The organism is Flavobacterium sp. EDS (assembly GCF_020991525.1).
Classification (GTDB): domain Bacteria; phylum Bacteroidota; class Bacteroidia; order Flavobacteriales; family Flavobacteriaceae; genus Flavobacterium.
The window spans coordinates 491,299-513,351 of the sequence record NZ_JAJMOZ010000001.1 but is presented as its reverse complement, the minus strand read 5'-3'; the positions used below and the strand labels follow the sequence as shown (position 1 = coordinate 513,351).

Below are 22,053 nucleotides of genomic sequence, written 5' to 3'. Positions count from 1 at the left end.
AAGCAATAATAAATTAATATTTCAATATTGAAAAATAAATACTGTTAAAATTAAATAATTAGCAAGAAAAGAAGTTTAAAAAAAAGTATAGCGAAATAATTTTAGCAATAAGATGAGACTATCTCAAAATGATTTTATTGCAATTTATACATCCAAAAAATATTGGCATATGCTACAATTTCCCTGTAATATTTGAATTTTAAGAAAAATTGGAGACTCAAATATTTTAAGAAAAAAACATACTGATTGAGTATGTCATTTTTGGACTTATGACAATTAATCCATTTGTTTTTTGTAAGAATACAAAATTAAAAATTGTAGTTGTTTTCTTAAACAAACAGAAGCAAACCTATTTTATGACTCTTACAATCTCAGTCCTTTTTCTTATGATACCCTTACTATACCTATTCAATCAAAACAAACTGACTTACCAACTCTCATAAAAAGGGATGTTATTTTAAATTAACTATGTAAAATACAATGAAAAAGATAGCTAAAAAGTCCCTTTTTTTGTTTGCTCCAAAAGGCTATCTTTGCGCGAACTTTTTTAGGAACTGCTATTAAAATGTAGAGACTAATTGAGTTACTTATTTTTAAACAATAAAAAACTGATTTTCAGTTACAAATTTCCATGAATTACTTATCTGTAGAAAATATATCCAAGTCATTTGGTGAAAGAACCTTATTTGACAACATCTCTTTTGGAATCAATAAGGACCAAAAAATTGCTTTCATTGCCAAAAACGGCTCTGGAAAAACAACTATTATGAGTATTATCAATGGTTTAGAAGAACCAGATACAGGTCAGGTAGTTTTAAGAAAAGGAATCAGAATGGCTTTTCTTTCGCAAAACAATAACTTACAAGAGGAACTTACTATCGAAGAAAGCATATTTGCTTCTGATAATGAAACTCTAAAAGTTATTGAAGCTTACGAAAAAGCATTAGAAAATCCTGAAGATGAAGAAGCATATCAAAAAGCTTTTGACGGAATGGATCAACATAATGCTTGGGATTTCGAAACACAATACAAGCAAATTCTGTTTAAACTAAAACTAGAGAACTTTAAACTAAAAGTAAAAAGTCTTTCTGGAGGTCAGAAAAAACGTTTATCATTAGCCATTATTCTTATCAATCGTCCTGATTTATTAATTCTGGATGAGCCTACCAACCACTTGGATCTTGAAATGATTGAATGGTTAGAGAGTTATTTTGCAAAAGAAAACATCACGTTGTTTATGGTAACACACGACCGTTTCTTCTTGGAGCGTGTTTGTAATGAAATCATAGAATTAGACAACGGAAAATTATACCAATACAAAGGGAATTACTCTTATTACTTAGAGAAAAAAGAAGAGCGAATTGCCTCTGAAAACTCAAGTGTAGATAAAGCACAAAACCTATTCGTAAAAGAATTAGAATGGATGCGTCGCCAGCCAAAAGCGAGAACAACAAAATCTAAATCGCGTCAGGATGACTTTTATGTAATTAAAGAAAAAGCACAAAGCCGTCGTCGCGAAAATAAAGTCGAGCTTGAAATTAATATGGAACGTATGGGAAGCAAGATTATTGAGCTTCACAAAATTTCTAAAAAATTCAAAGATCACGTTATTTTAGACAATTTCAGTTTTGATTTTCAACGTGGAGAACGTATCGGAATTATTGGTAAAAACGGAACTGGAAAATCGACTTTCCTTAATTTATTAACGGGGACACTTCCGCTAGATTCAGGAAAAGTTGTTGTTGGAGAAACAATAAAAATAGGATATTATACTCAAAGCGGAATCAACCCAAAACCAGGACAACGTGTTATCGATGTTATCAAAGAATACGGAGAATATATTCCGTTGATGAAAGGAAAGATTATATCGGCTTCACAATTATTAGAACGTTTCCTTTTTGATGCTAAAAAACAATACGATTTTGTAGATAGATTAAGTGGTGGAGAATTAAAACGTTTGTATTTATGTACTGTCCTAATTCAGAATCCTAACTTCCTTATTCTAGATGAGCCTACAAACGATTTAGATATCGTAACATTAAACGTTTTGGAGAGTTTTCTTTTAGATTATCCAGGATGTTTATTAGTAGTTTCTCACGATAGATACTTTATGGATAAAATTGTAGATCACTTATTCATTTTTAGAGGACAAGGTGTTGTTGAGGATTTTCCTGGAAACTACTCCGATTTTAGAGCGTATGAAGATAGTGCTGATGTAGCCCAAAAAGAAGAAAACAAAGCCGAAAAGAAAGATTGGAAACAAAACAATCCAACTGGAAACCTAACTTTTAATGAGCAAAAAGAATATCAAAAACTAGAAAGAGAAATCAAAGATTTAGAGATAGATAAAACTAAAATTGAGCAATTATTCTCTGACGGAAAAGTAGCCGATGCCGACATTGAGAAAAAAGCTAATGAGTTACAAAATATCATTAATAAAATAGATCAAAAAGAAGAACGCTGGTTTGAGCTTTCTGCTAAGATTGAAGGATAGATTCAGTATCGGTTTTCAGTCCCAGTCTTAGTTTTCTGTTTCAGAAGTAGCTTTTAGTTACAGTTGAACAGTAAAAGCTCTTATTTTATATAAAAATAAAAGCCACAATAAAGTAAAATCTTATTGTGGCTTTTTTAATTTTCCCCAGTAATTATGATTTTCCTTTTATATTTAATTTTTAACCAAAACTTATTTAAATCAAAATAGCAGGTTTTGTCTTATTTTACTTTACTCGTAAAAATTAAATTAATGGGATTTAAAGAATTATTAGCGTATCAAAAATCATTTCAACTTCCAATGGAAATATTTGAACTATCAAAATCATTTTCTTCTGAAGAAAAATACTCTCTTAACGACCAAATACGTCGTTCATCCAGAAGCGCATCTGCTAATATTTCTGAATCATATCGGAAAAGAAGATAGGTGAATCATTTTATAAGTAAACTTACTGATAGCGATGCTGAAAACTCTGAAACAAATGTTTGGTTACAATTTTGTTTACAATACAACTACATAACCAAAGAAACTTTTGATAATTTAAATGACAGAAGCATTGAAATTGGAAAACTAATCAATTACATGATAAACAATCCTAATAAATTTAGTTGCGTGATTTAGTAATTAGTTACAATTTTCAGCTTACACAAGATAGCCAAATATCAAGTTGCTACATAAATAATAGCAATGCGTACCGAGGCCGTAAACTGGGACTGAAAACTGAGACTAAAATTATACTATATTTACGCCTTTAAAAAATTACTTTACATGAAACACTTTATACCTGCACTATTAGCCTTAACACTTTTTATTTCTTGTGCTAAAAACAAAAAAGCCGAAAGCACTGACGCTCCTGTTGACAATATTGCTAAAAACGAACAACAAATCAAAGATTATGTAGCCAAAAATAAATTAGATGCTCATAGAACTGAATCTGGTTTATATTATGTAATTAACGAACCTGGAACTGGAGTGCAGCCAACACCAACCTCTAATGTTACAGTAGCTTACAAAGGCTCATTTATCGATGGAAAAGTATTTGACGAAAGTAGTGCTGGAATTTCTTTTGGTTTAAACCAAGTTATAAAAGGATGGACAGAAGGTATTCCTTATTTTAAAACTGGAGGTAGCGGTACACTTATCGTTCCTGCACATTTAGGATATGGAGACAATGATTATAGCTCTATTCCCGGAGGATCAGTGCTTATTTTTGACATTAAATTAATTTCTATAAACTAAACTACTACCTCACTGTTTATTTATTAAACCTTGAAAAGAATACTAAAAGCCTAGCTTTAATTAAATAACAAAGCCACAACAAAAATCTAATTCTGTTGTGGTTTTATTTTATAAAATAACTATTGTAAAAAACACAAAATGAGCTTTGAAATACAACCTTACAATGATAAATTTAAAGAACAGTTGATTCTTGTTTGGGAAAATTCTGTTCGTGCCACACATGATTTCCTTGTTCCATCTGACATTGATTATTATAAAAAAATCGTATCGTCTATCGATTTTAACTCTTTTCCCGTTTTTTGCCTGACAGAAGCTGATACGGTTCTTGGTTTTATTGGTATTGCAGAGAATAAAATTGAGATGTTATTTTTAGCTCCAGAATATATAGGAAAAGGACTTGGCAAGACATTGATGAATTTTGCCATCAATGAACTTGGCGTTAACAAAGTTGATGTAAACGAACAAAATCATAATGCAGTTAATTTTTACTCCAAATTTGGTTTTCTACCATACGACAGAACCGATAAAGATGATGAAGGAAAAGAGTATCCTATTTTAAAAATGAAACTGGATATCAAGAAATAACTAATTGTAATTTAGACAGCATCATTTACTCAAGCAAAAAAAGCCACAACAAAATTTAATTCTGTTGTGGCTTTTTTTATGAGATAAAAAACTGAGACTGTGTCAGAGATTCAAAACTAATTCTACCAAGGAATCGGGTTATAATCTTTTAAGAATTTACCACACCAATGCTTTCCTGTATTAATTCCGTCGAATAGAGGATCCATTACACGCGCAGCTCCATCTACAATATCTAATGGCGGCTGAAAATCTTCAAGCTCTTGTTTCTTTTTGGCTAATTCAGCAGGATCTTCATCGGTTACCCAACCTGTATCAACAGCATTCATGAAAATTCCATGTTTTGCTAACGTTCCCGATGAAGTATGCGTTAACATATTCAAGGCAGCTTTTGCCATATTGGTATGTGGGTGACGATCTTCTTTAAAAAAGCGATGAAACTTTCCTTCCATAGCCGAAACATTTATAATATGTTTTTTCCCTGTATTATCTTTCTTCATTACTTCCGAAAGACGATTACATAAAACAAAAGGCGCAACCGAATTTACTAATTGAACTTCAATCATCTCAGTCGTTTCTATTTGTCCCAATCTTAGGCGCCAACTATTGGTTTTACGTAAATCAACCTGTTGTAAATCAGCATCAAGCTCTCCTTCTGGAAAAACCTCATTTGCAACAAGCGCATTATCAAAAGAATACGGAATTTGAGATAATTTAGCCGAAGCACGTAATCCAATTCCAGGCTCAGGACCGTGCCATGTTACTGGCATATTTTGATTAGAAGAAGCTCCCGAAGTCAATACTTTTAGCTCATCCAAACAATTAGTATGATCTAGTAATAATTCTTGTGCTTGTTTTGGTAAAGAAGATATTGCAAGCTCTTCATTTTCCATCAAATGGGTATAAAATCCTGCTGGACGTCTCACCGTTTGCGCTGCATTATTAATTAAAATATCCAATCGCTCATACTTTTGCTCTATAAAATTGCAAAAAATCTCCACACTAGGAATATGTCGTAAATCTAATCCGTGAATTTTTAAGCGATGCCCCCATTCCATAAAATCTTCTTCTTTAGAAAATCGCAATGCAGAATCAACAGGGAAACGAGTTGTTGCAATAACAGTTGCTCCACCACGCAAAAGCATCAAAGTAATATGATACCCTATCTTTAAACGAGAACCAGTTATAACAGCAACTTGCCCTTTTACATCAGCTGTTTGAAAACGTTTGGCATAATTAAAATCCCCACAGTCAGTACACATTGTATCATAAAAGTGATGCATCTTAGTAAAACCCGTTTTACATACGTAACAATTCCTAGGCGTTTCTAATTCCAATTGTTCTTTGTGAGCAAGATCGTTATAAGCCAATAACTTTGGTGCAACAAATATACTTGCTTCACGCGCATGACGAATTCCGGTTTCTTTACGAGCCGTTTTGTCCTTCTTTTCCTTTTTACGCTTAACAGCTTCCTTACCATCCTTAATTCTTCGAGAAAACTCATCTCTATCTGGTCTGGAAAACATACCCGCTTCTTTAAGCAGAGCAATTCTTTGTTCTCTGGGAATATCAAATATTTGATCTGTATCGGTATTTAATTGTGCCAAAACAGCAATACATCGGTCTATTTCTTCCGAAGTTATCGTATTCTTAATTTCTATTTCTTCCTTCGTCATCATAAAAAATGCATATTATTAGCTCAATTTTAAAAGCCCGCAAATATAGCTTTTTTTAGAGTCTGAAAGTCGAAAGTAGTAAAGTCATAAAGCATAAGAGATTAAAGATTTCTGATTTGATATGGGCAAATAATTCAGATTGTCTATTTTTTGAGATTTCACTCATCTGAAATCAAAAATCAGCTATCATTCTATCCACTTCTTCTTAATTAAGAGTCCTTCGACTTTCAAACTTTACGACTTTCGACTATTCTTAGTATCTTCGCGCCTACTTTGTAAAAGTCATTATGTTATTTCAAATAAAATCATATCTAAAATTCCTTTGGAAATCCAAAAACGAACACGCGGTACACTCCCCTTTTGTGTTTAACTTACTAACGAAATGTTTTTATGATAAGAAAGCAAAATCAGAATATGCCATTTTAAATACTTATCGAAAATCATTTTTACAAAATAAAAACACAATCGAAGTAACTGATTTTGGTGCAGGATCAAAAATCTTTGAAAATAATACGAGACAGATCTCTAAAATTGCAAAAACAGCTGGAATTTCACCTAAAAGAACTAAATTACTATTCCGAATTACAGCTTACTTTAAACCTAATTCTATTCTCGAAATCGGAACATCATTAGGATTAGCCACTTCTGCCCTAGCCTTAGGAAACCCAAAAGCTACAGTTACAACACTTGAAGGTTGCCCTGAAACGGCAAGACTAGCTCAATTACAATTACAAAAATTTAATTGTACTAATGTAGAATCGGTTGTTACAGAATTTGAAAGTTACTTTAGAAGTCTTCAATTGAAATTGAAAACTGAAACTAAAAACTATGACCTCATCTATTTTGATGGAAATCATTCTAAAAAAGCAACTTTAGATTATTTTGATCTTTTGCTACCCACAGTTTCTAATGATACCGTTTGGATTTTCGATGACATTCATTGGTCTCCAGAAATGGAAGAAGCCTGGGAAATAATAAAAAACCATCCCAAAGTAAAAGTTACCATCGATACATACCAATGGGGATTAGTCTTTTTTAGGTACGAACAAGAAAAAGAACATTTTATAATTAGAGCTTCTTAATTACACAAGAAATACTATTTTTTCTACATTTATAATTAATTTTATAATTATGGAAGCAATAAAAATCGATACGCCATTACACTATTCAATAGCTGTAAAAGAGTTCATTTCAGATACTCCAAATGCAAATTGCATAATTATTGCCTCTGCCACAGGAGTTAAGCAAAATTACTATTCCAATTTTGCTAAGTTTCTTTCCAATAATCATTATTCTGTCTACACATTTGATTACGGTGGAATTGGCCAATCTAAACCCACACCACTTTCTAAATTTTCTACAACAGCTTCAAATTGGGCACAAAACGATTTTGAAAGTGTAGTTCAATACGTTAAAAACAAAAATCCAAAGAGCAAATTATTTATTATAACTCATAGTATTGGCGGTCAACTTATAGGTTTAGTCCCTTCTAATAATTTATTCGATGGTGTTATCATGGTAGCATCACAATCAGGAAGTTGGATACATTGGAAAGGTTTTGACAGAATTAAAATGCAACTTTTATGGTACTTAGGAATTCCTATTATAACTAATTTATTTAATTATTTTCCTTCCAAAAGAGTTAGTGGCATGGAAGACTTACCAAAAGGAATGGTTTTAGAATGGGCCAAATGGTGTAGGAACCCAAACTATCAATTTGACTATATTAAAGATGCTCATGAAAACTATAACAGAATAAATTGTAATATACTATCATACAGTATTGAAAATGATTTTTATGCTCCAGTTGCTGCAATCGATTGGATCATCGCACAATTTAAAAATGCTAAAACAACAAGAATACATCTAACAGCAAAAGAATTCAGTGTCAAAAACATTGGTCATTTTGGTGTTTTTAAGACTAATTTTAAAGAGACCATCTGGCAACTTTTTTTACAAGATTTAAAAAAATTTGAAATCTCATGATGATTGAAAATCAAATTAGATAAACAAAAAAATGACAGCCATTCCTGACTGTCATTTTTGCTCAAAATTCAAATTTAACCTAATCCTAATATAAATACTTAATTAACCTACTCTTTTGCTTTAGCAGTTTCTTCTGATTTTGCTCCCATTCTATTTAATGTATACATTGGTGCAAATTTCAATTTCAACCCAGCAATTTTTCTATTATCTTCAGATGAAAGTCCTTCTTTTTCAACTGTGTTTTTACGACTATCAAGAGCTTCGTACATCATTTTAATCTTATCCCAGTCTTCTCGAGAATAACTGTCTTTATTATTTTCAACTGTGTGTACAAATTGTTGGTAAACACTATGAATGTTTTTGGCATTTACCCAATCAAAATTCATATCCTCTCCTATTTTTCCTTCTCCAAATAAAGCATCTCGCATTTTTTGCATTTTACTTGGTGCATTAAGAGCGGCCATTTCGGCTTTAAAAGCTTCATATTTAGCCTTACTTGATTCTAATCTTTCTTGAGCTTTTGCATTCTCTTTGATATCAGCCAAAGCCATTTCAGCTTTTTCTACACGTGTTGCATACCCACTTTCAATTGCTTTCCAATTGGTCTTAGCGTTTTCTGCAGTTACATTTTTTATTGAATCTACATATACTACATATGAATCAATAGTTTTTTCAGCTTGCGCTGCTTTTTCATCTTTACACGAGACAAATCCCATGGCAACAAATGCTAGTCCGAATAATAATTGTGTATTTTTCATAATTCTGATTTGTTAATGTTATTCATCAAATATAATGTTATTTTTAAATAAAATTAAATATTTATCAAAATATTATGATTTTACTTAAATAAAAATTACAAAAATTAATCAAATATGATAATTATGTAAAATTTTTAAATAATTATATAAAGTGTTTTTATCTGTTTTGTAGCTTACACCTAAAAAACATCCTTATCTCCTCGCAAACAACAATTGACTGTAACAAAAATGTATTTTAAACTACTTATGATTAATTCAAAAGTGTTTTGTACTTTTAAAATCTAAAAATTGTAAATCAACAATCATAAACTCCAATGGCAAATCCATTAATTAAAATAACCAATATTAAACGAAATTTTGTACTTGGAAACGAAATTGTTTATGTCTTAAAAGGAATTGATTTAGAAATAAATAAAGGAGAATATGTTGCCTTAATGGGACCATCGGGTTCAGGAAAATCAACATTAATGAACTTATTAGGATGCTTAGACACTCCAACTTCTGGAACTTATATCTTAAACGGAAAAGATGTTAGCCAGATGAAAGATGATGAATTGGCAGAAATTAGAAATAAAGAAATTGGCTTTGTTTTCCAGACATTTAATCTTTTACCAAGGACTACTGCATTAGATAATGTAGCTCTACCAATGATTTATGCCGGATACTCTAAATCGGAACGAATTGTACGTGCTACCGAAGTATTAAAACAAGTAAATCTTGAAGACAGAATGGATCACCAACCTAATCAACTTTCAGGAGGACAACGCCAACGTGTCGCTATTGCAAGAGCATTAGTTAACAAACCATCGATTATTCTCGCCGATGAACCAACTGGAAATTTAGATAGTAAAACCTCTGTAGAGATTATGAAACTATTTGGTGATATTCATGCCAACGGCAATACCGTGATTCTAGTAACACACGAAGAAGATATTGCCGCCTATGCGCACCGCGTCATTCGTTTGCGTGATGGACTTATCGAAAGCGATACAAAGACCATAAAATAGGTTAGGATATAAATTAAAAAATCAGCCCTTTAAAAAATGAAAGTATATACAAAAACTGGAGACAAAGGAACTACTGCTCTTTTTGGCGGTACCCGCGTTCCTAAAGACCATATCCGTATTGATAGTTACGGGACCGTTGATGAGCTAAACTCACATATAGGTCTTATACGAGATCAGGAAATGAATGCACATTATAAAGCTATTTTGATCGAAATTCAAGACCGATTATTTACCGTAGGAGCAATTCTAGCTACTCCTGTAGAAAAAGAAGTCTTAAAGAACGGTGAATTACGTCTTAAAAATCTAGGTATTGTAGCAACTGACATCGAATTACTTGAAAATGAAATCGATGCCATGGAAGAAGCACTTCCACAAATGACGCACTTTGTATTACCTGGAGGGCATCAAACCGTGTCATATTGTCACATCGCGCGTTGCGTTTGTCGTCGTGCTGAGCGACTGGCAGTCCATTTGAGTCATAATGAGGCTGTTCCAGAAATAGCTATTCAGTACTTAAACCGACTTTCTGACTACCTTTTTGTCTTGGCACGAAAGTTGTCTTCTGACTTAAAAGCGGAGGAAGTTAAATGGATTCCGAGAAAGTAATCTGCTACAGTTTTTAGTATTTGCAATGTAAACTGTAACAGAAAATTGAATACTAAAAGGAACGTTCTTAAATTTTATTAAAATAAATCATTTTTTACTTGTCTTTCTCAGTAAAAAAATTATTTTTGCACAAACTAAATTGACAAAAGATGTATTGGACATTAGAATTAGCATCATATTTAAGTGATGCGCCGTGGCCTGCTAACAAAGACGAACTTATAGACTACGCTATTAGAGCAGGAGCTCCATTAGAAGTAGTAGAAAACCTACAGTCAATTGAGGACGAAGGTGAGATATATGAATCAATGGAAGAAATATGGCCGGATTATCCAACAGACGAAGATTATCTTTGGAATGAGGATGAATATTAAAAAGTAACCCCAAAGAAAAAGTCTCAAAAAAGAGGCTTTTTTTTTGTTTAAATTTACACATTTAGATAAATTATAGAAATACCAACAGATCATGAGTTTCATTAACAGTATTATTAAAGTCTTTGTAGGTGATAAATCACAAAAAGATGTCAAAGCTTTACAACCTTATTTAAACAAAATTAAAACTTTCGAAACTAGCTTAATGGCTTTGTCGCATGACGAACTTAGGGCTAGGACAGCATTTTTTAAACAAAAGATAAAGGACGCAAGAGCCGAAAAAGATGCGAAAATTGCTTCTCTTAAAGCAGAAGTAGAAAGCATTGAAGATATCGACAAAAGAGAAGACATTTACGAAGCTATAGATACTTTAGAAAAAGAAGCTTACGAAATTTCGGAAAAAACATTAATGGAAATTCTTCCAGAGGCATTTTCAGTAGTAAAAGAAACAGCTCGCCGTTTTAAAGATAACTCACAAATTGAAGTTACTGCTACAGCAAAAGACCGCGAACTTTCGGCTACAAAAACATATATTACAATAGATGGAGAAAAATCTATCTGGGCTAATAAATGGAATGCTGCTGGTAAAGAAATTACATGGGACATGGTTCACTACGATGTTCAGTTAATTGGTGGTATGGTATTACACGAAGGAAAAGTTGCAGAGATGCAAACTGGTGAGGGTAAAACCTTGGTAGCAACTTTACCTCTTTATCTAAATGCCTTAACAGGAAACGGTGTGCACTTAGTAACTGTGAATGATTACTTAGCAAAACGTGATAGCACATGGAAAGCACCTTTATTTGAATTTCATGGTTTAACTGTTGATTGTATTGATAATCACCAACCAAGTTCAGAAGGAAGAAAGAAAGCATATGATGCAGATATTACTTACGGAACAAATAACGAATTCGGTTTTGACTACCTAAGAGATAATATGGCGCATTCGCCAAATGACTTGGTACAAAGAAAACACAATTATGCAATCGTCGATGAGGTCGATTCAGTATTAATTGATGATGCAAGAACACCACTTATCATTTCTGGTCCAGTTCCTCAAGGAGACCGTCATGAATTTAATGAATTGAAACCAAAAATTGAAAACTTAGTAAGTTTACAACGCCAATTGGCAAATGGTTTCTTAGCAGAAGCTAAAAAATTAATAAAAGAAGGAAACACTAAAGATGGTGGATTCTTATTATTAAGAGCTTACAGAAGTTTACCTAGAAACAAAGCTTTAATTAAATTTTTGAGTGAAGAAGGAATCAAACAATTACTTCAAAAAACCGAAAATCAATACATGCAAGACAACAATCGTGAGATGCATAAAATTGATGAGGCTTTATACTTTGTAATTGAAGAAAAAAATAATCAAGTAGAACTAACTGATAATGGAATCAAATTCCTTTCAGGAGATACAGATGCAGACTTTTTCGTATTACCAGACATCGGAACGGAAATTGCTGCTATCGAAAAACAAAAATTAGATAAAGACGCTGAAGCTGAAGCCAAAGAAAGGTTATTTCAAGATTTTGGTATAAAAAGCGAACGTATTCATACTTTAACACAGCTGTTAAAAGCGTATGCTCTTTTTGAAAAAGATGTAGAATACGTTATCATGGACAACAAGATTATGATTGTTGATGAGCAAACAGGTCGTATCATGGATGGTCGTCGTTACTCAGACGGATTACACCAGGCGATTGAGGCTAAAGAAAATGTAAAAATTGAAGCCGCTACACAAACTTTTGCAACTGTTACATTACAAAACTATTTCAGAATGTACAGCAAATTAGCTGGTATGACTGGTACTGCAGTAACAGAAGCTGGAGAATTATGGCAAATATATAAATTAGACGTAGTTGAGATTCCTACAAATCGCCCTATGGCTAGAATAGACAAGGAAGATTATATCTACAAAACTACACGTGAAAAATTCAATGCTGTAATCGAAGATGTAACTGAACTATCTAGCGCAGGAAGACCAGTATTAATTGGAACAACATCAGTAGAAATCTCTGAGTTATTAAGCCGTATGCTTAAAATGAGAGGTGTTGCACACAACGTATTGAATGCCAAAATGCACAAGCAAGAGGCACAAATTGTAGAAGAAGCAGGAAAACCAGGAGTAGTAACCATTGCAACCAATATGGCTGGTCGTGGTACCGATATTAAATTGTCTCCAGAAGTAAAAGCTGCAGGAGGTTTAGCAATTATTGGTACAGAGCGTCATGATTCGCGTCGTGTTGACAGACAGTTACGTGGTCGTGCTGGTCGTCAAGGTGACCCAGGAAGCTCTCAATTCTACGTTTCTCTAGAAGATAACTTAATGCGTTTATTTGGTTCTGAAAGAGTTGCCAAAGTAATGGATAGAATGGGATTACAAGAAGGAGAAGTAATTCAACATTCTATGATGACAAAATCTATTGAGCGTGCTCAAAAGAAAGTAGAAGAAAATAACTTTGGAGTTCGTAAGCGTTTATTAGAATATGATGACGTTATGAATTCACAACGTGAAGTAGTTTACAAACGTCGTCGTCATGCCTTGTTTGGAGAGCGTTTAAAACTTGATATCGCAAACATGCTTTACGATACATGCGAACTTATCGTAAACCAAAACAAAGCAACAAATGATTTTAAAAATTTCGAGTTTGAATTAATTCGTTATTTCTCTATAACATCTCCAATATCTGAAGCTGATTTTATCAAATTACCAGAAAATGAGATTACAGGAAAATTATACAAAGAAACTTTAGCCTATTATACTGAAAAAACAGAACGTAGTGCAAGAGAAGCTTTCCCTATCATTAAAGGTATTTACGAAGAGAAAAACAATCAATTTGAGCGTATTGTAGTTCCGTTTACAGATGGTATCAAAACATTAAATGTTGTTACTGATCTTAAAAAAGCATACGAAACTGAAGGTGCACAATTAGTTGCTGATTTCGAAAAAAACATCACTCTATCTATTGTTGATGAAGCTTGGAAAAAACATTTACGTAAAATGGACGAATTGAAACAATCAGTTCAATTAGCCGTTCACGAACAAAAAGATCCATTACTTATTTATAAATTAGAAGCTTTTAACTTATTCCGTTCAATGTTGGATAACGTAAATAGAGAAGTAATTTCATTCTTATTCAAAGGTGATTTACCTGCTCAAAACGCTCCAGAAATTCAGGAAGCAAGAGAAGTCCGTCAGAAAGAAAATTATAAATTAAGTAAAGACGAAATCGAAAATAGCGAAGATATCAACCGCGAAGCTGGAGAAACTCAGCAACGTCAAGTAACTGAAACTATTACTAGAGATATGCCTAAAATTAATCGTAATGATAATGTAACAGTACAACAAGTTGCTACTGGAGCAATCGAAACGATGAAATTTAAAAAAGCAGAAAGTTTATTAGCTTCTGGCGAATGGGTTATCGTTAAATAATATCTTCAATATCTATATTCAGTCTCTATCACCTTTGAGACTGAATATAGATATTAGAAACTCAAAAAAAATCCCCAATTACATTGTAATTGGGGATTTTTTTATTTTGGATTCTCTTCAAAATAGCGAGCTTCAATTCGTTTGATATCTTTAATTGAGCTTTTGGCCCAAGCCAAACGTTTTTCTAAAATTTCATCATCAGATAAATGCCAGTCAATCTCTGTATTTCGCAATCTGCTTGTTAGATTCTGAATAATTATCGCAGCCGAAACCGAGATATTCAAACTTTCTGTAAATCCTACCATCGGAATTTTAAGAAATCCATCTGCCTTTTGTAAAATCTCTTCTGATAAACCATCTCTTTCGGTACCAAAAAATAAAGCACTGGGCTTAGTTATATCAAAATCCTCCAGCAAACAGTCATTCTCATGAGGTGTTGTAGCAATAATTTGATATCCTTTATTCTTCAATGTATCTACACAATTACTAATGTTATCAAACGCGTTGATATCAACCCATTTCTGAGCCCCCATAGCAATTTCTTTATCAATCCTTTTACCATAACGTTGCTCTATAACATTGAGTTCCTGAATTCCAAAAACTTCACAACTGCGCATAACAGCACTAGTATTATGCATCTGGAAAATATCTTCGACAACAATAGTAAAGTGTTTAGTGCGGTTTTCGAGAACCTTTAAAAATTTGTTCTTTCGGTTTTCGGTAAGTATGTTTTCAAGGAAAGCGAGGTAATCTAAATCAATCATTTCAATAATATTTGTGGCAAAAATACTAAAAACCCACACAATTAAGACTATAAAAACAATTTCCTAAGTTATATTGGCAACCAAAGATTTAGCTATGCTACTATTTAATTTTTCATAAAGACTACTCCCCTTAGTCAAATCTATTACCAAAACATCATCTGTAAAAGAATCTCCCTTAAAAGTAACATCTCCTTTTTTAGAATGTCTTGTTAAGCGTTCACACATTTGATCTACTTCTTCTACAAAATAATCGGCATCGATAAAAGATAAAAATCGTTCCAAAATAGATTTCATCCCCTCTTCATAGTTATACATTACAACATTTTTGTCTGTCCCGTAAAAATCAAGATAAGATTGAAAATACTTTTCTAAAACTACAGCTCCGTATTGCTGAAAACTAATTGTTTGAATTTCCTCATCACTAATTCCGAAAACAGTAGCAGGCAACAAATTGGGAACCATATGCATTCCTTTTAATTTTGCATGAGATTTCAATACTTCACTTGGGTTTCTATAAAGCAGTGCAAAAGGCAATTCAGGAAAAATCGCTCTCAATTCATCAATTTGAAATGTATGCCAAGAATCCAATTTTACAATTAAATTCTTTTCTTCAACAAATCTCTTCTGTCCCAATAATGCTATTACTGATTTAATAAGAATCCTTTTTTTATCCAGATCAAAAAGATCACTTCTTATAATTTGATCGATAATTGGAGCTTCAGAAACCACGATATTTTGAGGAGAAACAGCCAAAGACTGACACATCATTGTAGAACCACAACGAGACACATGAAACAATAATGACTTTAACTCTACAGAAACCAATTCTGTAGACCAGTCAATAAGATTTTCTACGCTACTCACTACTTTGTATCTTGTTGAATTATTATAATGAACTTTACATTTCATAAGAGTTTCATCAAAAAAAGGATCTACATACCTTTTATCTCCTAGATAAATCCATTCAAAATAGATGTTACCATCTGTTTCGACTAACTTATTCGGAATCCAATTTAAAAGAGGATGATCTGAGTTTTCCATTTTTATAAATATATTTTCTTATAAATTTATTATTAAGTTTCTATCGTATTGCAACGTAAACATATATATTTCACAAAAACAATCAACATAAATGACTGTTAGAAATAAACAATACTTTAAATAGTGGTATTAGGTATATTTTCTATTATAAAACAATAAAGTTTATCAGTTGAAACCGACACCGATTCTGAGTCAGTTTTTAGCATTAAATCAGCATGTAAGGGAACTTCATAAACATCACTTATTCCCGTAAAATTTCTAATTTTATTACTATCACTATCTGGCAATAAGGCTTTTTTATACAAACCTTTAGGATCTCTTTTAATTAAGTTATCAATAGAACTATCCAAAAATACGGTTTTAACAAACTCATGTTGTCCTATCTCATTTCGTAAATCTTCGTAAGGATTAATTACTGACATTAATACAATAACTTTTGATTTAATAAAATCCTGACCAACATTAAAAAGGCGTCTCACATTTTCGCATCTGTCATTTTTTGAAAATCCTAAATCTTTGCAAAGTGTTTTTCTATATATATCACCGTCGATTATTTCAACTTTATATCCTTTTTCTAATAATAAACTCCCCACATTTTCTGCCAATGTAGTTTTTCCAGAACCCGATAAACCTGTAAATTGTATTAATATCATTTAAAAATCTTCAATAAGTATGTGTTTGTTAGCAAATCCAAAACAATATAGATCAATCTTTTGAAATTAACTTATAGTAAAAATACTAAAAAAACATATACTTTGATAAATTCATTCTTTACAAAATAGATAGTCTGTTTTGCTTATAAATTGACTAATTTTATTTTTTTTAGAATAAGATAGAAATGAAAAAGAAACTAGTCGTTTTAACTGGAGCTGGAATTAGCGCCGAAAGTGGTATAAAAACCTTTCGTGATAGTGATGGTCTATGGGAAGGTCATGATGTAATGGATGTAGCAACACCTGACGGTTGGTACAAAAATCCTGAATTGGTTCTTGATTTTTACAATCAAAGACGCAAACAACTCAAAGAAGTAACGCCTAATTTAGGGCATATTATTTTAGCCGAATTGGAAAAGGATTTTGATGTACATATCATAACTCAAAATGTCGATGATTTACATGAACGTGCTGGAAGCACCAAAGTTCTGCATTTGCATGGTGAATTACTAAAAGTACGAAGTTCCCAAGATTTAAATTATATTTTAGATTGGCATGATGATTTATTAATGAACCATTTAGACAAAAAAGGAAATCAACTTCGCCCACATATCGTTTGGTTTGGCGAAGAAGTTCCAGCCTTAGAAGAAGCAATAGAAATTGCGGAACAAGCAGATTATTTTGCTGTAATAGGAACTTCACTGCAAGTATACCCTGCTGCTGGATTAATCTCATATACTCCTGCTAACGCACCTCTTTTTTACATTGATCCAAAGCCCATTAAAATTCCAAACTTGAGAAACAAAATTGAAGTTATTCCAGAAATAGCCTCAAAAGGAATGGAAATCTTAAAAACAAAATTAGCTGAAATAACAAATTAGAAAACTATAAACGTGATACTAAAAGAATTACTCGACTTATTATCATATTGTAACATATATACTGTTATAACAATTTTTCTTATCGAGAATTTAGCACTTATGTTTTTAGCAATTGGTATTGGTAAAATAATTGATCCTGAGGTTACAAAAATAAAAAAATCAGATATAAAATGGGTTGTTAGCACCTTACTATGTAACACGCTAGTAACTTTAATAGGCTATAAACTATATCAATCTCAAATTATTAAAATAGACTTTTCTACTTCATTTTTTACAATAGTATTAGACACTCTTTTATTAATTTTCTTGATGGATTTTTTTATGTTTTGCTTTCATTATTTGGCTCATAAGTTAGCGTGGTTTCACCCCATTCATCAATTACATCACACCCATATCGACACAAATGTATATAGCTTATTTGTTCTTAATCCAATCGAGACTCTAGGTTTTGGCGCTATATGGCTTATTCTAATTTCTATATTAGAATTCAATTGTTTCAGTATAATACTATATTTAATCCTCAATTTATCTTACGGGATATTAGGACATTTAAACAAAGACATTTTTCCTGAATTCTGGAAAGAAAATAGTGTTACTAAATGGATTTCGACCACGCAATTCCATTCAAACCATCATAAAAATGAATCTCACAATTTTGGCTTTTATTTTACTATTTGGGATAAAATTTTTAAGACAATCATTTAAAATTACAATGTTTAACTATAATAACTTGCAAGTAACTTTCAGAAGTTTTAACAATAACTTACATTTGCATCTTTCAAAATTAACAACACAACAATGACTACTTTAAACGAATTAAATGCCATATCGCCAATTGACGGAAGATATAGAAACAAAACCCTTTCATTAGCTCCATTTTTCTCTGAAGAAGCGCTAATTAAATACCGGGTATTGATTGAAGTTGAATACTTTATTGCTTTATGCGAAGTGCCATTGCCACAGCTTGCAAACGTAAATTCAGATCTTTTTGAAAGTTTACGTGACATTTATAAAAACTTCTCTACAGAAGATGCCCTTTGGATAAAAGAAACTGAAAAAGTAACGAACCACGATGTAAAAGCGGTTGAATACTTTATCAAAGATGCTTTTGAAAAACTAGGCCTGTCTGAATACAAAGAGTTTATCCACTTTGGATTAACTTCTCAAGACATTAATAATACAGCTATCCCTCTTTCTACAAAAGAAGCTTTTGAAAGAGTATACATGCCATCATTAATTACGCTTACTGCCAAATTAAAAGAGCTTAGTGTAGAATGGAAAGACATTCCTATGCTTGCTCGTACTCATGGACAACCAGCCTCTCCTACTCGTTTAGGTAAAGAAATTGGCGTTTTTGTGGAACGTATCGAGGAGCAAATGCGTTTGTTATTTAATATTCCATTTGCTGCAAAATTTGGTGGAGCAACTGGAAACTACAATGCACACCATGTTGCTTATCCGCAAATTGACTGGAAAAAATTTGGAGGTAATTTTGTAGAAAATACTTTGGGATTACATCATTCTTTTCCTACGACACAAATAGAACATTACGATCATTTTGCAGCATTTTTTGATGCTTTAAAAAGAATCAACAATATAATCATTGATTTAGACAGAGATATCTGGACCTATGTTTCAATGGAATATTTCAAACAAAAAATCAAAGCTGGAGAAATTGGTTCATCGGCTATGCCACATAAAGTTAACCCTATTGATTTTGAAAATTCTGAAGGAAACTTAGGAATTGCCAATGCAATTTTTGAACATCTTTCGGCTAAACTGCCAATCTCAAGATTACAACGTGATTTAACTGACAGTACTGTTTTAAGAAATGTTGGTGTTCCTATTGGTCACACCATCATTGCTTTTGAAGCGACATTAAAAGGATTGAATAAATTACTTTTAAATGAATCAAAATTCCATGAAGATTTAGAAAAAAACTGGGCAGTTGTTGCCGAAGCAATTCAAACCATTTTGCGTCGTGAAGCATATCCAAATCCATACGAAGCATTAAAAGGTTTAACAAGAACAAATGAAGCAATTGACAAAAACGCTATTCATAGTTTTATTGCAACTCTAGATGTTTCAGAAGAAATCAAAGCTGAGCTGATGAAAATTACACCTAGCAACTTTTTAGGTATCTAAAACACTCATTTACAGATAAAAATCTCGTTAATTATAAGTACTTTTACTATAAATAACGAGATTTTCTTTTATAAAATTATCTTAAATTTTGTATTTCTAAATCTAAATACTTTCATTTTTTTTTAATTTTTGCTAACTTACAACAATTCAAAAAATAAATATATAAAAGTATATGCCCATGAGTCCAACAGAGACTGTAACAAATGCCACACAACATTTAGAACCATTAATTAGTGACTTAGGATTAATCCTAATGACTGCAGGAATTGCTGTGCTAATTTTTAAAAAATTAAAACAGCCTTTGGTTCTTGGCTACTTAATCGCTGGTTTTTTAGCAGGAAATCATATTGATTTTTTTCCTTCTGTAACCGATAATAAAAGTGTAGAAGTTTGGGCCGAAATTGGTGTAATTATTTTACTTTTTAGTCTAGGACTCGAATTTAGCTTTAAGAAATTAATGAAAGTTGGTGGTACCGCTTCTATAACTGCAATTACCCAAATAATAACAATGGTCGCCTTAGGCTATCTGGTCGGCCAATGGATGGATTGGTCTAAAATGGATAGTATCTTTCTAGGTGTAATCTTATCGATCTCCTCCACCACCATTATCCTCAAGACGTTTGATGAGTTGGGTGTCAAGGCACAAAAATTCGCCGGTATCGTAATAGGCTCTCTAATTGTACAAGATATAGTTGCTATTTTAATGATGGTTTTACTATCGACTATTGCAGTAAGCCAACAATTTTCGGGAAGTGCATTATTACTTTCAGTATTAAAACTAGCCTTTTTTCTTACTGCCTGGTTTGTTGGAGGAATCTTCTTTATCCCGACTTTATTAAAAAAAGCTAAGCATTTACTAACAGATGAAATGTTGCTTATCATTTCTCTTGCTTTATGCTTAATGATGGTGATTTTAGCTTCAAATGTTGGTTTTTCTCCAGCTTTGGGAGCTTTTATTATGGGATCTATTATTGCCGAAACAACACAAGCAGAACATATTGAGCATTTAGTAAAACCTGTAAAAGATTTATTTGGTGCTATTTTCTTTGTATCAGTAGGAATGTTAATCAATCCTGAAATGCTTATTACACATGCCATTCCAGTAGCTATTTTAACCCTTGTTACGATTTTCGGTCAATCAATAAGTTCTACTATTGGTGCCTTACTCTCTGGACAACCGCTAAAACAATCGGTACAAACAGGGATGAGTTTGGCTCAAATTGGGGAATTTTCATTTATTATAGCCACGCTGGGAATGTCACTTCATGTAACGAGCGACTTTTTATACCCAATAGTTGTTGCAGTATCTGCTGTAACCACATTTACGACCCCATTTATGGTTAAATTTGCAGGTCCGTTCTCAGATTACTTAGAACGAAAACTACCTCGTAAATGGATCAAAAACATCAACCGTTATAGTCTTAATGCACAAGCAATAAAATCTGTTAGTACCTGGCAGATTGTATTACGCTCTTACATCACTCAAATTGTAATACACACAATAATAATAACAGCAGTAATTTTACTTTCTTCTAAATATATAGCTCCATTAGTTGAAGACACCCGATTTGGAAATGCAATTGCCGCATTTATAACTCTTGTCGTTATAGCTCCATTTTTATGGGCACTTTCATTAAGACGAGTTGCAGTAAAAGAAGTAGAACTTTTATGGGAAGAAAGAAAATACCGTGGCCCGATTATGATGATGATCTTAATACGAATCGGACTAGGATTATTTTATGTAGGATTCCTATTGAATATCTTCTTCTCTCCTTTGGTTGCTTTTATTGCCTTAGTTATTGCTGTAGCTGCATATCAATTTTTCCCTAAAAAACTAAACGAACAATACCACAAAATAGAGAGTCATTTCTTAAAAAACCTTAATGATCGTGAATCATCGACTAAAATAGATAGAAAATATGCCAACTTAACTCCTTGGGATGGTCACATGTCGATATTTGAAATTGCAAAAGAATCTAATCTCGCTGGTAAAACACTAGAAGAATTAAAAATTAGAGAAGAATTAGGAATCAATATCGCTTTTATAAGACGAGGCGATATTACTATTCAAATTCCAACTAAAACAGAACGTTTATTTCCTGGAGATGAAATATGCGTAATTGGTACTGATGCACAAGTTAATGAGTTTACAAATTACCTAACCAAAAATGAAATTGAAATACCACAAGCTGTTGAAGAATCAGAGATTGTTTTAAATCAATTAGAAATATCTGACAATGAATTTGCTAAGAAAACTATTAGTGAATTCAGACATCAAACAAATGCTTTAGTAGTTGGAATCGAGAGAAACGGTAAACGAATCCTTAATCCAGAATCACAGCTGATTTTGGAAAAAGATGATATCATCTGGGTCGTTGGAGACAAAAAACGAATGAAACAATTCGGAAAAAAAGTATAAC

18 protein-coding genes and 1 pseudogene are annotated in these 22,053 nt (G+C 32.3%); 14 read left to right on the top strand and 5 right to left on the bottom strand.

Annotated features, from left to right (window positions below):
• Window positions 1–631 precede the first annotated feature (631 nt).
• From LPB87_RS02255 to LPB87_RS02240, 4 genes and pseudogenes are all read left to right on the top strand, one after another.
• Complete coding sequence (locus tag LPB87_RS02255) at window positions 632–2,494, top strand: ABC-F family ATP-binding cassette domain-containing protein (protein WP_129537546.1); 1,863 nt, start codon at window positions 632–634, stop codon at window positions 2,492–2,494.
• 249 nt (window positions 2,495–2,743) lie between these two features.
• Window positions 2,744–3,112 (top strand): annotated as a pseudogene (locus tag LPB87_RS02250) (four helix bundle protein).
• A gap of 147 nt (window positions 3,113–3,259) precedes the next feature.
• Entirely contained in the window at window positions 3,260–3,730 is a 471-nt protein-coding gene (locus LPB87_RS02245; RefSeq protein ID WP_230604716.1) for an FKBP-type peptidyl-prolyl cis-trans isomerase, read from the top strand.
• Window positions 3,731–3,868: 138 nt separating this feature from the next.
• Window positions 3,869–4,315, top strand: a complete 447-nt coding sequence (locus tag LPB87_RS02240) for a GNAT family N-acetyltransferase (RefSeq protein WP_230604714.1) — start codon at window positions 3,869–3,871, stop codon at window positions 4,313–4,315.
• A gap of 122 nt (window positions 4,316–4,437) precedes the next feature.
• Here the strand turns inward: LPB87_RS02240 and LPB87_RS02235 are convergent, their stop codons facing one another.
• Window positions 4,438–5,988 (bottom strand): SDR family oxidoreductase, encoded by a 1,551-nt coding sequence (locus LPB87_RS02235; RefSeq protein ID WP_230604922.1) that lies wholly within the window; start codon window positions 5,986–5,988, stop codon window positions 4,438–4,440.
• 287 nt (window positions 5,989–6,275) lie between these two features.
• Between LPB87_RS02235 and LPB87_RS02230 the strand changes: the two genes are divergently transcribed.
• Together LPB87_RS02230 and LPB87_RS02225 are read left to right on the top strand one after the other, a co-directional pair.
• A complete protein-coding gene (locus LPB87_RS02230) occupies window positions 6,276–7,070 on the top strand; it encodes a class I SAM-dependent methyltransferase (protein ID WP_230604713.1) in 795 nt (264 codons plus the stop codon).
• A gap of 49 nt (window positions 7,071–7,119) precedes the next feature.
• Complete coding sequence (locus tag LPB87_RS02225; RefSeq protein WP_230604711.1) at window positions 7,120–7,974, top strand: alpha/beta fold hydrolase; 855 nt, start codon at window positions 7,120–7,122, stop codon at window positions 7,972–7,974.
• A gap of 107 nt (window positions 7,975–8,081) precedes the next feature.
• On the opposite strand, the gene LPB87_RS02220 is transcribed toward LPB87_RS02225, so the two are convergent.
• Complete coding sequence (locus LPB87_RS02220; protein ID WP_129537542.1) at window positions 8,082–8,732, bottom strand: DUF6565 domain-containing protein; 651 nt, start codon at window positions 8,730–8,732, stop codon at window positions 8,082–8,084.
• A gap of 314 nt (window positions 8,733–9,046) precedes the next feature.
• On the opposite strand from LPB87_RS02220, the gene LPB87_RS02215 reads away from it, so the two are divergent.
• The 4 genes from LPB87_RS02215 to secA all read left to right on the top strand — a co-directional run bounded on the left by LPB87_RS02215 (window position 9,047) and on the right by secA (window position 14,149).
• Entirely contained in the window at window positions 9,047–9,739 is a 693-nt protein-coding gene (locus LPB87_RS02215) for an ABC transporter ATP-binding protein (RefSeq protein ID WP_129537541.1), read from the top strand.
• 36 nt (window positions 9,740–9,775) lie between these two features.
• A complete protein-coding gene (locus LPB87_RS02210) occupies window positions 9,776–10,345 on the top strand; it encodes a cob(I)yrinic acid a,c-diamide adenosyltransferase (protein WP_230604709.1) in 570 nt (189 codons plus the stop codon).
• Window positions 10,346–10,494: 149 nt separating this feature from the next.
• Complete coding sequence (locus tag LPB87_RS02205; protein ID WP_007138072.1) at window positions 10,495–10,716, top strand: DUF2795 domain-containing protein; 222 nt, start codon at window positions 10,495–10,497, stop codon at window positions 10,714–10,716.
• 91 nt (window positions 10,717–10,807) lie between these two features.
• Window positions 10,808–14,149, top strand: coding sequence for a preprotein translocase subunit SecA (secA, locus tag LPB87_RS02200; RefSeq protein ID WP_230604707.1), 3,342 nt, complete (start codon window positions 10,808–10,810; stop codon window positions 14,147–14,149).
• 101 nt (window positions 14,150–14,250) lie between these two features.
• Here secA and LPB87_RS02195 read toward each other — a convergent pair whose 3' ends face one another.
• From LPB87_RS02195 to cysC, 3 genes are all read right to left on the bottom strand, one after another.
• The gene (locus tag LPB87_RS02195; RefSeq protein WP_129537538.1) at window positions 14,251–14,913 is read right to left on the bottom strand and encodes an RNA methyltransferase; all 663 of its coding nucleotides are present in this window, start codon (window positions 14,911–14,913) and stop codon (window positions 14,251–14,253) included.
• A gap of 63 nt (window positions 14,914–14,976) precedes the next feature.
• The gene (locus tag LPB87_RS02190; RefSeq protein ID WP_230604705.1) at window positions 14,977–15,954 is read right to left on the bottom strand and encodes a sulfotransferase family protein; all 978 of its coding nucleotides are present in this window, start codon (window positions 15,952–15,954) and stop codon (window positions 14,977–14,979) included.
• Between the two features lie 116 nt (window positions 15,955–16,070).
• Window positions 16,071–16,607, bottom strand: coding sequence for an adenylyl-sulfate kinase (gene cysC, locus LPB87_RS02185; protein WP_129537536.1), 537 nt, complete (start codon window positions 16,605–16,607; stop codon window positions 16,071–16,073).
• A 185-nt stretch (window positions 16,608–16,792) separates the two neighbouring features.
• Here cysC and LPB87_RS02180 point away from each other — a divergent pair, with 185 nt between their 5' ends.
• The 4 genes from LPB87_RS02180 to LPB87_RS02165 all read left to right on the top strand — a co-directional run bounded on the left by LPB87_RS02180 (window position 16,793) and on the right by LPB87_RS02165 (window position 22,052).
• Window positions 16,793–17,488 carry an NAD-dependent deacylase gene (locus LPB87_RS02180; RefSeq protein ID WP_230604703.1) on the top strand — a complete coding sequence of 232 codons (696 nt, stop codon included), beginning with the start codon at window positions 16,793–16,795 and terminating at the stop codon, window positions 17,486–17,488.
• 12 nt (window positions 17,489–17,500) lie between these two features.
• A complete protein-coding gene (locus tag LPB87_RS02175) occupies window positions 17,501–18,193 on the top strand; it encodes a sterol desaturase family protein (RefSeq protein ID WP_230604701.1) in 693 nt (230 codons plus the stop codon).
• A 93-nt stretch (window positions 18,194–18,286) separates the two neighbouring features.
• A complete protein-coding gene (gene purB, locus LPB87_RS02170) occupies window positions 18,287–19,633 on the top strand; it encodes an adenylosuccinate lyase (RefSeq protein ID WP_230604699.1) in 1,347 nt (448 codons plus the stop codon).
• Between the two features lie 172 nt (window positions 19,634–19,805).
• The gene (locus tag LPB87_RS02165) at window positions 19,806–22,052 is read left to right on the top strand and encodes a cation:proton antiporter (protein WP_129537532.1); all 2,247 of its coding nucleotides are present in this window, start codon (window positions 19,806–19,808) and stop codon (window positions 22,050–22,052) included.
• Window position 22,053 lies beyond the last annotated feature (1 nt).

Excerpts from the sequence above, each read along its gene's own strand:
- LPB87_RS02220 (WP_129537542.1), bottom strand. The coding sequence starts at position 8,732 with ATGAAAAATACACAATTATTATTCGGACTAGCATTTGTTGCCATGGGA.
- LPB87_RS02205 (WP_007138072.1), top strand. The coding sequence starts at position 10,495 with ATGTATTGGACATTAGAATTAGCATCATATTTAAGTGATGCGCCGTGG.
- LPB87_RS02165 (WP_129537532.1), top strand. The coding sequence starts at position 19,806 with ATGCCCATGAGTCCAACAGAGACTGTAACAAATGCCACACAACATTTA.
- cysC (WP_129537536.1), bottom strand. The coding sequence starts at position 16,607 with ATGATATTAATACAATTTACAGGTTTATCGGGTTCTGGAAAAACTACA.
- secA (WP_230604707.1), top strand. The coding sequence starts at position 10,808 with ATGAGTTTCATTAACAGTATTATTAAAGTCTTTGTAGGTGATAAATCA.
- LPB87_RS02240 (WP_230604714.1), top strand. The coding sequence starts at position 3,869 with ATGAGCTTTGAAATACAACCTTACAATGATAAATTTAAAGAACAGTTG.
- purB (WP_230604699.1), top strand. The coding sequence starts at position 18,287 with ATGACTACTTTAAACGAATTAAATGCCATATCGCCAATTGACGGAAGA.
- LPB87_RS02190 (WP_230604705.1), bottom strand. The coding sequence starts at position 15,954 with ATGGAAAACTCAGATCATCCTCTTTTAAATTGGATTCCGAATAAGTTA.
- LPB87_RS02230 (WP_230604713.1), top strand. The coding sequence starts at position 6,276 with ATGTTATTTCAAATAAAATCATATCTAAAATTCCTTTGGAAATCCAAA.
- LPB87_RS02215 (WP_129537541.1), top strand. The coding sequence starts at position 9,047 with ATGGCAAATCCATTAATTAAAATAACCAATATTAAACGAAATTTTGTA.
- LPB87_RS02195 (WP_129537538.1), bottom strand. The coding sequence starts at position 14,913 with ATGATTGATTTAGATTACCTCGCTTTCCTTGAAAACATACTTACCGAA.
- LPB87_RS02225 (WP_230604711.1), top strand. The coding sequence starts at position 7,120 with ATGGAAGCAATAAAAATCGATACGCCATTACACTATTCAATAGCTGTA.
- LPB87_RS02180 (WP_230604703.1), top strand. The coding sequence starts at position 16,793 with ATGAAAAAGAAACTAGTCGTTTTAACTGGAGCTGGAATTAGCGCCGAA.
- LPB87_RS02210 (WP_230604709.1), top strand. The coding sequence starts at position 9,776 with ATGAAAGTATATACAAAAACTGGAGACAAAGGAACTACTGCTCTTTTT.
- LPB87_RS02245 (WP_230604716.1), top strand. The coding sequence starts at position 3,260 with ATGAAACACTTTATACCTGCACTATTAGCCTTAACACTTTTTATTTCT.
- LPB87_RS02255 (WP_129537546.1), top strand. The coding sequence starts at position 632 with ATGAATTACTTATCTGTAGAAAATATATCCAAGTCATTTGGTGAAAGA.
- LPB87_RS02235 (WP_230604922.1), bottom strand. The coding sequence starts at position 5,988 with ATGACGAAGGAAGAAATAGAAATTAAGAATACGATAACTTCGGAAGAA.